Annotated in this window: 9 protein-coding genes and 1 pseudogene; 7 read left to right on the forward strand and 3 right to left on the reverse strand. The window is 64.8% G+C overall.

The window, feature by feature from the left end:
- The first annotated feature begins 427 nt into the window (after positions 1-427).
- From hflK to HLH45_RS10545, 5 genes are all read left to right on the forward strand, one after another.
- The gene (hflK, locus tag HLH45_RS10525) at positions 428-1,555 is read left to right on the forward strand and encodes an FtsH protease activity modulator HflK (RefSeq protein ID WP_011346658.1); all 1,128 of its coding nucleotides are present in this window, start codon (positions 428-430) and stop codon (positions 1,553-1,555) included.
- Entirely contained in the window at positions 1,555-2,418 is an 864-nt protein-coding gene (hflC, locus tag HLH45_RS10530) for a protease modulator HflC (RefSeq protein WP_008578171.1), read from the forward strand. Before hflK ends, hflC begins: the two co-directional genes overlap by 1 nt.
- Before the next feature lie 250 nt (positions 2,419-2,668).
- Positions 2,669-3,133 carry an REP-associated tyrosine transposase gene (locus HLH45_RS10535; RefSeq protein WP_033479543.1) on the forward strand — a complete coding sequence of 155 codons (465 nt, stop codon included), beginning with the start codon at positions 2,669-2,671 and terminating at the stop codon, positions 3,131-3,133.
- 533 nt (positions 3,134-3,666) lie between these two features.
- Complete coding sequence (locus HLH45_RS10540; protein ID WP_005913957.1) at positions 3,667-4,959, forward strand: adenylosuccinate synthase; 1,293 nt, start codon at positions 3,667-3,669, stop codon at positions 4,957-4,959.
- Between the two features lie 375 nt (positions 4,960-5,334).
- Positions 5,335-8,007, forward strand: coding sequence for a M1 family metallopeptidase (locus HLH45_RS10545; protein WP_008578172.1), 2,673 nt, complete (start codon positions 5,335-5,337; stop codon positions 8,005-8,007).
- 256 nt (positions 8,008-8,263) lie between these two features.
- On the opposite strand, the gene HLH45_RS21775 is transcribed toward HLH45_RS10545, so the two are convergent.
- Positions 8,264-8,416 carry a hypothetical protein gene (locus HLH45_RS21775; protein ID WP_008578173.1) on the reverse strand — a complete coding sequence of 51 codons (153 nt, stop codon included), beginning with the start codon at positions 8,414-8,416 and terminating at the stop codon, positions 8,264-8,266.
- Between the two features lie 313 nt (positions 8,417-8,729).
- Positions 8,730-9,443 (reverse strand): SDR family oxidoreductase, encoded by a 714-nt coding sequence (gene bdcA / locus HLH45_RS10555; RefSeq protein ID WP_008578174.1) that lies wholly within the window; start codon positions 9,441-9,443, stop codon positions 8,730-8,732.
- A 71-nt stretch (positions 9,444-9,514) separates the two neighbouring features.
- Between bdcA and HLH45_RS10560 the strand changes: the two genes are divergently transcribed.
- Together HLH45_RS10560 and HLH45_RS10565 are read left to right on the forward strand one after the other, a co-directional pair.
- Positions 9,515-10,105 (forward strand): TetR/AcrR family transcriptional regulator, encoded by a 591-nt coding sequence (locus HLH45_RS10560; protein WP_008578175.1) that lies wholly within the window; start codon positions 9,515-9,517, stop codon positions 10,103-10,105.
- A gap of 339 nt (positions 10,106-10,444) precedes the next feature.
- Positions 10,445-10,803 (forward strand): annotated as a pseudogene (locus HLH45_RS10565) (hypothetical protein); the annotation flags it as partial.
- A gap of 78 nt (positions 10,804-10,881) precedes the next feature.
- On the opposite strand, the gene HLH45_RS10570 reads toward HLH45_RS10565, so the two are convergent.
- Positions 10,882-12,684, reverse strand: a complete 1,803-nt coding sequence (locus tag HLH45_RS10570) for a GmrSD restriction endonuclease domain-containing protein (protein ID WP_008574150.1) — start codon at positions 12,682-12,684, stop codon at positions 10,882-10,884.
- Between the last annotated feature and the right edge of the window lie 17 nt (positions 12,685-12,701).

Consider the following 12,701-nt stretch of genomic DNA (forward strand, 5'->3'; position numbering starts at 1 on the left):
AGGTGTGCTGGGTGCCAGGGACGCAATCGCCGCTTGGCCCGCACGTGTGCGACGTCCCTCCCATCACCATCCGTGCCCCAAGCCCTGCCAGCAGGCATGCGCCCGGTAAATGGTCTTCAGCCGCCCAAGACCAATCAGGTACCCGGCTGCATCCAATGGACGCGCACGCAGCGCTCGGCAGGCGCACCGGGTGCCCGGCGCCGCCACGTGCATCCTTAGTCTCCAGGTCTTCAGCGCAAAGGCCCCTCCCGGCCAGCCGCTGCGTGTGTCCCCAGTCGGCCCGATCCGCCCCGCCGGCTAAACCAACAATGCATCGCACCGGGCCTTTCAAAACGGTGGGTCTGCCCCATCTAGTAGAATCGGCGAATCAAACAACATGGCGGCACTGCGGGACTGGCCCGCACAGCCCCTCGATCATGGAGCGTGCATGGCCTGGAACACACCCGGCAACAAGGGCGGAGACGGCCCGGATCCCAACCGTCGCAGGTCCTGGGGCCCGCGCGGTGGTGGCAACGGTGGCGGTTGGGGCAATCTGCCCGCTCCGTTGAAGGAGCTGTTCGATGGCGGCGTGGGGCGCTGGATCCTGGTCGCGGTGGTGCTGATGGTGCTGTTCTCCAGCTTCCAGCTCATCGGCGAGCAGCAGCGTGGCGTGGTGCTGCGCTTCGGCCAGTTCTCGCGCATCCTGCAGCCCGGCCCGAACTTCAAGCTGCCCTGGCCGATCGAGTCGGTGCGCAAGGTCAATGCCACCGAGATCAAGACCTTCAGCAACCAGGTGCCGGTGCTGACGCGCGACGAGAACATCGTCAACGTCTCGCTCAACGTGCAGTACCAGATCAGCGACCCGCGCAAATACCTGTTCGGTTCGCGCAACGCCGATCTGGTGCTGGAGCAGGCCGCGCAAAGTGCCGTGCGCGAGCAGGTGGGGCGTTCGGACCTCAATACCGTGCTCAACAATCGCGGCCCGCTGGCGATCGCGTCCAAGGACCGTCTGCAGGCGGCGCTGGATGCCTATAACACCGGCCTGGCCGTCACTGGCGTGACCCTGCCCGACGCCCGTCCGCCGGAAGAAGTGAAGCCGGCCTTCGATGAGGTCAACGGTGCCCAGCAGGTGCGCGAGCGCCTGATCAATGAAGCCCAGGCGTATGCCGCCAAGGTGGTGCCGGAAGCGCGCGGCCAGGGTGCGCGCACCCGTACCGGCGCCGAGGGCTACAAGCAGGCCACCATTTCCAAGGCCGAGGGCGACGCCGATCGCTTCACGCTGTTGCAGGCGCAGTACGCCGGCGCGCCGGAAGTCACCCGCAAGCGTCTGTGGCTGGAAACCGTGCAGAAGGTGCTGTCGGAGAACCGCAAGGTCATCGGTAGCGATGGCCGCCAGGTCATCTACGTGCCGCTACCGGCCGACGCCAGCAAGCCGGCCACGACCGGTGGCAATGCCGGCATGCCGTCGATGGTGCCCCAGGACGTGCTGTTGAATCCGCCGCAAAGCGCCAGTAGCGAGGCCATCCGCAACCCGGAGCGCGGCCCGCGCCCGACAGGCCGTGAGGGAACCGAATAATGAAGAATTCGCTAGTCATCGGCCTGATCATCGCCGTCTTGCTGACCCTGATGGGCTCGGTATTCGTCGTGCGCGAAGACCAGACCGCCATGGTGCTCAACCTGGGCCGCGTCGTGCGTGCCGACCTCAAGCCCGGCCTGCACTTCAAGATTCCGGTGGTGGAATCGGTGCGCGTGTTCGACCGCCGCTTTCAGGTACTGGACACCGCGCCGGCGCGTTACTTCACTGCCGAGCAGAAAGACGTGAGCGTGGACTTCTTCGCCATCGGCTACATCTCCGATGTGCGGGCGTTCTATCGTGCGACCGGTGGCGAGGAATCGGTGGCCAACTCGCGCCTGGCCCCGATCATCACCGATTCGCTGCGCAACCAGATCAACTCGCGCACCCTGCAACAGCTGGTTTCCGGCGACCGCAGCGAACTGATCGCCAACCAGCTCAAGGGCATCAATGGCGCCATCAAGGGCTTAGGCATGCAGATCACCGACCTGCGCATCAAGCAGATCGACCTGCCGACCGACAGCCAGGTGATCACCGACGTCTACGAGCGCATGCGCGCCCAGCGCAAGCAGGAAGCCAGCAAGCTGCGCGCCGAAGGCGAAGAGCAGGCCCTGACCATCCGCGCGCAAGCCGATCGCGAGTCCACCGTGATCGTGGCCGACGCCGAGCGCGACGCGCAGAAGCTGCGTGGTGAAGGCGATGCCGAAGCGGCCCGCATCTACGGCCAGGCCGGTTCCAAGGACCCGTCGTTCTATGCGTTCTACCGCAGCCTGGAGGCTTACCGCAGCTCCATGGCAGACGGCAACGGCGTAGTGGTGCTGGACAAGAACGACCCGTTCCTGCAGTACCTCAAGAGCGACCGTTGATCGCTCTGTCTTGAAACATCGCTCTGCCTTGAACCAAGAACGCCCGCGTCATGCGGGCGTTCTTGTATGTGCCTGTCACCGTAGGGCAGACAGACGCGCGCGCCCCATCGTAGGAGCGCACCTGGGCGCGACGGGCCTCACCGGTCGACCCCGCTGACGGCCTCTGACAGTCAGTCGCCACGTGGATTCCTAGCGCAGAACACGGCAACCGCCGATATCCCGCGTGGTCCAAGGCCATCAGCATTGCGGTATGGCCAATATCGACTCTCCCGGGCATCGCGCGCTGCGCCGCGGTAGGCAGTCTTCGCCCAACAGCGCTTACCTGCTGACTACCGCGACATGGCAGCGTCGCGCCGTGTTCGCAGATTTTCTGATTGCGGCAACCGCCTGTCGAGCATTCACCAAAGCGACGCCTTGCGATGCCAGGCTGCTGGCCTGGGTGTTGATGCCTGATCATGTCCATTGGTTGTTGCAACTTGGGAGCGACACCGCATTGAGCGACGCGGTTTCACGCATGAAAGCTTGCTCAGCCCGCGCAGCGAATGCGCAGCGTCAGTCTCGTGCACCGGTCTGGAGCCGCAGCTATCACGACCACGCATTGCGCACGGACGATGATCTGCCCGCTGCGGCGCGCTACATCATTGCCAATCCGCGACGGGCCGGGCTGGTGACGCGGGCCGGGGACTATCCGTTCTGGGACGCAGTCTGGCTGTGAGACACATCTGCCGTAGGAGCGCACCTGGGCGCGATGGCTTCACCGGTAATGCCTGTCGCGCCCGGGTGCGCTCCTACGGGGTGGTTTTATCGGGGTGGTGGTTAGGGCTGCCCGTCGTGGATCGGGCGATGGCCGCTTTGGGCGGTCTGCAGGTTTGCCAAGGCTCGCTACGTTGCCGTCCCTACGACCCAATTGGGATGTCGCTACGGTGATCCGGCAGGCTAGGGCCCCTAGGGACCCTGGTGGCCGGCAGCGCTCGGAGCACCACGCAACCGACTGCCAGCCGCAATCTGACCCGCCCCCGATCCGCCGTCCGCCAGGGGTAGTGCAGGCCAGCGGAAACCCGGATAATGCACAAAAGCCGGCCGGGCACGCTCCAACCAGAGCACTCGGTTCGGCTTTTTCCGTGTCAGGGCTATCGCGCCACTGCAACGCTCCCCGATGGAGCCGCGCGCAGGGTGTCGCGGCCAGCCCTGCAGCGGTCCCATCCCGCGGCCCCGATGGCCGCAGCAAAACTTAGGAGTTCACCCGTCATGGGTCAGTCAGTTGTCGTGCTCGGTGCCCAGTGGGGCGATGAAGGCAAAGGCAAGATCGTCGATCTGCTCACCGAGGAAATCGGTGCGGTGGTCCGCTTCCAGGGCGGCCACAACGCCGGCCACACGCTTGTCATCAACGGCAAGAAGACCGTCTTGCATCTGATTCCGTCCGGCATCCTGCGCGACGACGCGCTGTGCCTGATCGGCAATGGCGTGGTGATCTCCCCGGCTGCCTTGATCAAGGAAATCAGCGAGCTGGAAGACGCCGGCGTGGAAGTGCGTTCGCGCCTGAAGATCTCTCCGGCTGCGCCGTTGATCATGCCCTACCACATCGCCCTGGATCAGGCGCGCGAGAAGGCGGCCGGCGGCAAGGCCATCGGGACCACCGGTCGCGGTATCGGCCCGGCGTACGAAGACAAGGTGGCGCGTCGCGGCATCCGCATCGCCGACCTGCATTACCCGCCGCAGCTGGAAGAACTGCTGCGCACCGCGCTGGATTACCACAACTTCGTGCTGACCAAGTACCTGGGCGTGGAAGCGGTCGATTTCCAGAAGACCTACGACGAGGCGCTGGCCTTCGGCGAGTACGTGCAGCCGATGAAGTCGGACGTGGCCGGCATCCTGCACGACCTGCGCAAGCAGGGTAAGCGCGTGCTGTTCGAGGGCGCGCAGGGTGCGTTGCTGGACATCGACCACGGCACCTATCCGTACGTCACCAGCTCCAACACCACCGTGGGCGGCGCACTGGCCGGTACCGGCGTTGGCGCCGATGCGATCGACTACGTACTCGGCATTGCCAAGGCGTATGCCACGCGCGTCGGCGGCGGCCCGTTCCCGACCGAACTGGACGACGAAGTGGGCCAGGGCATCCGCGACCGCGGTGCCGAATACGGCGCCTCCACCGGTCGCCCGCGTCGCTGCGGCTGGATGGATATCGTGGCGCTCAAGCGTGCAGTGGCCATCAACGGCATTTCCGGCCTGTGCATCACCAAGCTCGACGTGCTCGACGGCATGGAGAAGCTGAAGATCTGCATCGCCTATGAATATCACGGCAAGCGCACCGAGTACGCGCCGCTGGACGCGCAGGGCTGGGAAGAGTGCACCCCTGTGTACCTGGAGTTCCCGGGCTGGAGCGAGAACACCCACGGCATCACCGTGTGGGATGACCTGCCGCCGGCCGCCCGCGCCTACCTGCGCGCGCTGGAGGAACTGGCCGGCTGCCCCATCTCGATCGTTTCCACCGGCCCGGACCGCGACCACACCATGGTGCTGCAGGACCCGTTCGCCTGATCGGCTGATGCGTGATCGAACCGACGAAAGCCCTGCGAAAGCGGGGCTTTTGTTTGCGCAATGCCATTGCGTTGCCTGGCCACGCGCCCGGCACCTGTCTGACGGCCGCTGGTGAGGTGTTGCTGGCCACCCCCGCCTGATCGATGCGGGGCGGGTTCAGCATGGCCGTGTAGCATGCTCGCGCCAGCCGGGATTGCCTTGCCCTGGTTTGATGCATGCGTGCCTTGTCGTTGCCGTGGCTTCTCTTTGACGTGTGTGTCTTCGCGTCTGTCAGGCAGGCGCATGACTTTCGGCCGTGTGTGGTCTTGCGGGCCGGCGCCATGATGCTGGCCGCTGTACGACTTCGTTTACTTCATTACTCTTTTTAGGAATGTCATGCGCCAGATCCTGGTGACTGCTATTGCGCTGGCCCTGGCCAGCACCTGCGCCGTTGCGCCGGCTCACGCTGCTGTGGCTGCACCGGAGGTGGTCAGCGCATCGGCCGCGCAGGTCACCAGCCAGTTGCCGCGCACGGCCAAGCCCACCCACTACGCGGTGGAGATCACCCCGCATGCCGACAAGATGACCTTCGACGGCAAGGTGGCCATCGACATCGTGGTGCTACAAGCCACCGACCGCATCGTGTTGCAGGCGGCCAACCTCAGCTTCGCGCGCAGTACGTTGGCGCAGCGCAAGGGGGGCAAGCCGCAGACGGCCAAGGTCAGCACCGATGAGCAGGCGCAGACCGCCACCTTCGCCTTCGACAAACCGCTGGCACCGGGCAACTACGTGTTGTCCATCGACTACAGCGGTGTGATCAATACCCAGGCCAACGGCCTGTTCGCACTGGATTACGCCACCCCGCAAGGCCAGCGCCGCGCGTTGTTCACCCAGTTCGAAAACTCCGATGCACGCCGCTTCATCCCCTCGTGGGATGAGCCTGATTTCAAGGCCACCTTCGACCTGGCAGTCAATGCGCCGGCCGCGCAGATGGCGGTGAGCAACATGCCGGTTGCCTCGTCCAGCAATGCTGCTGGCGGCATGAAGCGCGTGGCGTTCCAGACCACGCCCAAGATGTCAACGTACCTGTTGTTCCTGAGCGTCGGCGACTTCGAGCGGGCGACGCGCAAGGCCGACAACGGCACCGAGATCGGCGTGATCGCGCAGAAGGGCAAGGTGGGCCAGGCGCAGTTCGCACTGGATTCCGGGCGCGACGTGCTGCATGAATACAACGCCTATTTCGGCATTCCGTATCCGTTGCCGAAGCTGGACAACATCGCCGCACCCGGGCAAAGCCAGTTCTTCAGCGCGATGGAAAACTGGGGGGCGATCTTCACCTTCGAGTACTCGCTGCTGCTGGACCCGGCCACGTCCAACATCAACGACAAGCAGGACGTTTTCACCGTTGCCGCGCACGAGATCGCGCACCAGTGGTTCGGCAACCTGGTGACCATGGCGTGGTGGGACGACCTGTGGCTCAACGAAGGGTTCGCCAACTGGATGGAGGCGCGCACCACGCACAAGCTGCACCCGGAGTGGGATATCGACAACACCGGCGCAGCCTTCAAAAGCCGCGCGGCGATGCAGCGCGATGCGTATGTCACCACCCACCCGGTGGTGCAGCACGTCGCCACGGTGGAGCAGGCCAGCCAGGCATTCGACCAGATCACCTACGACAAGGGCGAAGCGGTGATCGCCATGCTCGAAGACTATGTGGGCGCGGACAACTGGCGCAGCGGCGTGCGCAGCTATCTCAAGCAGCACCAGTACGGCAACGCCGTCACCGATGCGCTGTGGCAGCAGATCGATGCAGTGGCACCGGGCAAGCAGTTCACCCAGGTGGCGCACGACTTCACGTTGCAGCCGGGTGTGCCGTTGATCCAGGTCAGCGCCAGCTGCACGGCCGGCACCACGACCGTGCAGCTGAAACAAGGCGAATACACTGTCGACCGCCCCGACAAACAGCCATTGCGCTGGCATGTGCCCGTCACGGTGCGCGGCGCCAGAGGCACGCCGGTGCGCGTATTGGTGGATGGCAGCGCGCAGGTGCAGTTACCCGGCTGCGATACGCCTGTCGTGGTCAATGCCGGGCAGAAGGGCTACTTCCGCACGCTGTATGCACCGGCGCAATTCACCGCGCTCACCAAGGGATTCGACGCCTTGCCGGTGGTCGATCAGTTGGGTGTGCTGATGGATACCGCTGCGCTGGCACCGGTGGGGCTGCAGCCCGAAGCGGACCTGCTTGAGCTTACCGCCAAGGTGCCGGTCGGTGGCTCGCCGGATCTGTGGAAAGTGGTGTCCGAAACGTATTCCAACATCGATCGCCTGTTCGCGGGCGACCTCAAGGCGCAGGCCAGCTGGCGGCGCTTCGCGCGTGCGCGGCTTGCTCCCGAGTTCGCCACGCTCGGCTGGGACGAGCGCAAGGACGACAGTGCACAGACCAAGCAGCTGCGTGCCAGCCTGCTCAACAGCCTGAGCGCGCTGGACGATGCACAGGTGATTGCCGAAGCGCAGCGTCGTTTCGCTGCGTTCCAGGCCGACCCGGGCACGCTGTCGCCGGAACTGCGTAGCACGGTGCTGCGTATCGTCGCCCGCCACGCCGACTCCGCCACCTGGGACGCATTGCATGCCATGGCGAAGAAGGAAACTTCCTCGATGCTGCGCGACCAGTCGTATGCGTTGCTCGCCTACGCCAAGGACCCGGGGCTGGCGCAGCGCGCCCTTGAACTTGCACTCACCGACGAACCCGGCGCCACCACTGGCGCCAGCATGATCGGCGATGTCGCCAGCGAGCACCCGGAGCTGGCATTCGACTTCGCCTTGGCGCATCGCACCCAGGTGGACACGTTGATCGACTCCACCTCGCGCGCCCGCTATTACCCGCACCTGGCTGCAGGCTCGAACAAGCTGGAGACCATCGACAAGATCAAGGCGTATGCCGACACCTACCTGGCCCCCACCTCACGCCGCGATGCCGAAACCGCCATCAGCACAATCCAGACGCGCGTGACGTTGCGCGAGCGGCGTGTGCCGCAGATTGCGGCCTGGTTGAAAAAGCGCAAAGCCTGACGCGTTGCGTGGAGCAACAAAAAGCTCGGTTTTTCCGGGCTTTTTGTTTGGTGCAGTGGCCACCAGTGCAGGTGAAGCGCGTTGGCCAGCAACAGTAGCGAAGGGATCCAGTGGTTAGATGCCTGAAAGTGGAACGCCTGCGGGGTGACTGCCGATTTCGGTGTCTAGCGATTCCGCGCGGTGCTGCGTGCTGCATCTTTGTGAGCTGCGCCTGGCTCCGGCGCGCTGGCCGACCGGCTGCGGTTGGCTGCGTGCATCACGTCATGCGCATTGACATATTCTCGCGAACCCGATTGTCCATGTCTTGCTGCTGGCTCTGCGCCAGCGCCTGCTGCCGCTGCACGCTGGCGGTTTCCAGTTGTTGCAGCGACTGCTCAACCGGTGTGCGCACCGCCACATCGGTGGGCATGGCAGCACGCAAATGGGCAGGGTTAAGCACCGACCGGATGACATCATGCGCATTGGCCAATCCATTGCTGGGTTCGTCGCGAACGATAGGCAACGCAGGGTCAACAGGGTATGCAAGCTCAAGCCAGCGATTGCATGTGCAATACGGCGCAAGACATGGGAAGACGATCCATCACGGCCAACAGCATCATGCATGTGGATCACGATGCTGGCGATGCAACAGCAGCTCGCCCCGTACGTCGACGGAGGGCGCTTGCCGCCATCCGTTGCGCTACATGTCGAGCTGCAGTGGCATCAATCCAAGCGACAACGCGTCACGCCCCGAACGCACCATCGATGGTATGCATCGCGCCGGTTACAAAGCTCGCTTCCGGGCCCGCCAGCCAGGCCACCATGCCGGCCACTTCCTCGGCGCGACCGTGGCGCTTGATCGCCATGAAGCTGTGCATCAGGTCTTTCATCGGCCCGTTTTCCGGATTGGCGTCGGTATCGATCGGGCCCGGTTGCACCACGTTGATGGTGATGCCGCGCGGCCCGAAATCGCGCGCCAGGCCGCGCGCCAGCCCTTGCAGCGCGGATTTGCTCAGCGCGTAAGAGGCCATGCCGGGCAGCGGCATGCGGTCGCCGTTGACCGAGCCGATCACGATGATCCGCCCGCCAGGTGGCATCTGCCGCGCGGCCTCCACGGCGGCGTGGTAGGGCGCGTGCACGTTGATGCGGAACAGCCGGTCCACCGCGTCCGGATCCTGGTCCAGCGCATCGCCGAACAAGGCGATGCCAGAGTTGACCACCAGGACATCCAGCGGCCCGCTGCGTCGCACCGTGTCGATGACCGCATCGCGATCGGCGCTGTCGGCCAGCACCGCGCTGCTGCCGGTGTCGCCGGCCAGGCGCTGCGCCGCCTCGGCGGAGCCGGCGTAGGTAAACGTCACTCGCGCGCCATCGGCTACGAAGCGCCGCACGATCGCGGCCCCAATCCCCCGGCTGCCGCCGAGCACCAATACCGACTTGTCTTTGAACGCTGACATGCACCCACCTCGCTATTAATGTAGCGGTTAATACATAATAGATCTCGTCTGCCGTCAAGGGTTTTGTAACAATGACTACAGAAATCTCCCGGTCCCGCGGCCGGCCGCGGGCGTTCGACCCGGATCAAGCGGTGGCCATCGCGCAGCAGCTGTTCCATGCGCGTGGCTACGACGCACTGAGCGTGGCCGACCTCACCCAGGCGCTGGGCATCAACCCGCCCAGTTTCTACGCCGCCTTCGGCAGCAAGGCCGGCCTGTATGCGCGCATCCTCGACCGCTACGCGCAGACCGGCGCCATCCCGCTGCCGCAACTCCTGGACACCGACCGACCGCTGGCCGACGCGCTGGCCGACGTACTGGAGCAGGCCGCCCGCTGCTACGCCGCAGATCCCGCCGCCACCGGCTGCCTGGTGCTGGAAGGCACGCGCAGCAACGACCCGCAGGCACGCGAGGCGGCCTGCGGGTTCCATGTCGCTGCCCAAGAGTTGATCCGCTCCCACATCGCCAAGCAGTGCCCGCACGAGGCAGACCGGCTGGCGGATTTCGTCAGCACCACCATGGCCGGGTTGTCGGCCAGCGCCCGGCATGGGCAGAGCCTGGAGCGTCTGCTGGCGAGTGCGCGGTTGGCGGGGGAGGGGATTCGGGCGGCGCTGCGCGGGTAGGCAGGGTGCTTGGTTGCAGGGGCAGGGGCGTTCTACTGTGGACCCACCTGCGTGCCAGCATGCCCACTGACGTGGTAGTCAGCGCCGGTGGAGCAGTCACTGGCAAGCTTGCAAGAGTTCGAGGTGCACACCTTGGTGCAGGGGCAAAGCCAGGCGCAGGAGAGATCGCTGCCGCAGCAGGGGCTGAAGCCGCTGAGCATTGGGTGAGCTGTGTCTGGCTTGCGCCGTTGAGCGGTAGACCCTCGTTTAGGTCAGAGCGTGCAGCTAAAGATTGGTCGCAAAACAGCTCGTTCGCCGGCTATTCCATATTCCGGAATATGGAATAAGGCGGGCCTGGCTGTGGAGCTGAAGCCCCTGGATCTGGTGGTGCTGTACAAGCAGGTCGCCCAGGTCAGCCAGGCCTGGACCTATGCATCCCTTGGAGAAGCGCTGGGCATGCGCCCTTCTCAGGTGCATCGCATCTTCAAGCGAGCGGTGGCATCCGGCTTGGCGCTGGAAAAAAGCCGCGGCGCGTTGGAGACGGTACGCAAGGCGCTGCATGAGTTTGCGGTCCACGGCGTGCGCTATGCCTTTCCCGCCGTGATCGGGCCGCCAAAGCGTGGCATTCCTACGGCCTTTGGCGTGCCCCCGCTGTCCACTGCGATTGCCAGCGCCCCAGGGGAGGCACCGGTGTGGCAAGCGCGCAGGGCACAGCCAAATGTGCCCTGTTAGCTGGAATACGCAGCGCTCTTGGGCGCTACTGTAGGAGCTGGCGGCGAAGTTCCAAGCGATGGCTGTCAGTCAGTCTCCACCGCTGCAGCACGCTTTCCCATTGCCGCCTCGATCAGCGCCAAGAGGTTCTGCTGGCGCTGATCGCAGAAGCTGTCGAAGTCATCGGCACGCAGGGCGGCTACCGGGATGCGATGGCTGGCCAGCAGTGCATCCATGCCTGCGTTGTCCAGCTGGACCTGCTTGTGGGCCTGCAGGGCGGCCAGATAGCTGGAGGGAGCGGAGCCTCCAATCATGCGGTTTGCCTTGTAGGAGATCGGCGTCTTGTTGATGATCGAGTCGTAGCGCCGGCGCGGGATGCTCTGCTTCTCGCACCAGTCGCGCGGGAAGATGTGGTGGATGTCCAATGCCACCTCGTCGGCCTCCAGGTCGCGAATACGCGACTTCCAGAACAGGTCCTGCGCACCTTCGCGCAGGACCAGCACGTTGATGCCCTTGTAGGCGGCGCTCAGGCGCGAGGTCAGCGAGGCGAGGCGGTCGATCTGAAAGGTGGCGTCGGCAATTGTGCGCGGCGGTTGGTCATCGTGCTCGATCCAGCTCAGCAGCTCGTCGACGTCATTTGCGATACGGGTCTCCACCGCGCCGCCGTAGAGTTCGCCCAGCACGCCGCACCAAAACCACTGCGCCAGCTTCTGGTGGATGCGCGGCTCGCGCCAGTGCTCGTCGGCGCCGATCAATGCCAACACCGCTGCCAACGGCGCCAACTGGGTGCGGTAAGGCAGGTCGCGTGGCGCGGTGAAACATTCCTGGCGCAGGAACTTGGCCGCACGCAGGAACCCTTGTTCAACGGGGTCAGCCCAGCGCTTGTAGGCATCCAGCGGTAGTTCCAGCACCGATGCGCGCTTGGCGCTGACCGGGGCCACTTGCTTGCCGGTCTTGCCGGCCTCGATATCGGCACGGCGCTTTTCCAGCGTGTGCAGCATGGTCACCGCCTGCAGAAAGTCGGTGTTCTCCACCCCGCGTAGGATTGGTTCTTTGGCCAGCCGCTTGTAGCGCGACGACACCTTACGCAGCTCGCTGCCGTACCAGTCGTCGCGCAGGTTGTAGCCATCGGCGGCGTAGCTGGCGGTCACCAGCTCGAACACCGATAGCGGGACGCCGCCGGTGTTGACCTTCTCGAACACCAGGCAGACTGCTTCCTTGCTGGTTTCTTTCTTCAGCACGATCAGCGGGATCTGGTACTCGTTGTATGCATCGAGCACCTTTTCTTTGAACTCAAAGAACTGCGCCTGCGCAGCGGCGTTGAACTTGAACAGGTGCTGCAGCCAGCCCATCGCCTCCAATATCTCCGAGCATGGGAAGTACAGCTGTTTGCATTCCAGCTCGCGCGTGGACAGGTCCAGATCCAGCCTGCGGCCGAAATCGCTGCGCTGCTGGCGGCTGCCGTCGGTGGCGATGATGGCCTCGTCCAGCCGGTCCGGGCCGGCCAGGGCGGTGGGGATGTGGATGTAGTAGTGGCGGTCGACCGGCTTGCCTTTGTCGGTGGTGGTCTTGACCGGGCCGGACAGCTTGAGCACCTGGGTCAGCGTCGTCAGACGCTGCTGACCGTCGAGGATCAGCTTCTCCGGCGCGGCCAGTCCTTGCAGCGGCACGTTCTCCACCGGGCGGACCTGGAAGCGCACCTCGCCGCCGGTTTCCAGCAGCATCACCGCGCCCACCGGGAACGAGCGCCCCAGGCTGACCAGCAGGCTGCGCACATGTTCGTCATCCCAGACCCAGCCGCGCTGGAAATCCGGTAGCTGGATCTTGCCTTGGACGACGTCCTTGAGCAGGTCCTTCAATGGTAGTTTGGTGCTGTCGAATGTGGTCATGGGTTCGCTTCCTTGTG

The sequence above is a fragment of the Xanthomonas euvesicatoria genome, from assembly GCF_013112235.1.
Lineage (GTDB): Bacteria > Pseudomonadota > Gammaproteobacteria > Xanthomonadales > Xanthomonadaceae > Xanthomonas > Xanthomonas euvesicatoria.

Bases quoted from the DNA above. Each gene is read 5' to 3' on its own strand.
- hflK (WP_011346658.1), top strand. From the start codon at position 428: ATGGCCTGGAACACACCCGGCAACAAGGGCGGAGACGGCCCGGATCCC.
- hflC (WP_008578171.1), top strand. From the start codon at position 1,555: ATGAAGAATTCGCTAGTCATCGGCCTGATCATCGCCGTCTTGCTGACC.
- HLH45_RS10535 (WP_033479543.1), top strand. From the start codon at position 2,669: ATGGCCAATATCGACTCTCCCGGGCATCGCGCGCTGCGCCGCGGTAGG.
- HLH45_RS10540 (WP_005913957.1), top strand. From the start codon at position 3,667: ATGGGTCAGTCAGTTGTCGTGCTCGGTGCCCAGTGGGGCGATGAAGGC.
- HLH45_RS10545 (WP_008578172.1), top strand. From the start codon at position 5,335: ATGCGCCAGATCCTGGTGACTGCTATTGCGCTGGCCCTGGCCAGCACC.
- HLH45_RS21775 (WP_008578173.1), bottom strand. From the start codon at position 8,416: ATGCCCACCGATGTGGCGGTGCGCACACCGGTTGAGCAGTCGCTGCAA.
- bdcA (WP_008578174.1), bottom strand. From the start codon at position 9,443: ATGTCAGCGTTCAAAGACAAGTCGGTATTGGTGCTCGGCGGCAGCCGG.
- HLH45_RS10560 (WP_008578175.1), top strand. From the start codon at position 9,515: ATGACTACAGAAATCTCCCGGTCCCGCGGCCGGCCGCGGGCGTTCGAC.
- HLH45_RS10570 (WP_008574150.1), bottom strand. From the start codon at position 12,684: ATGACCACATTCGACAGCACCAAACTACCATTGAAGGACCTGCTCAAG.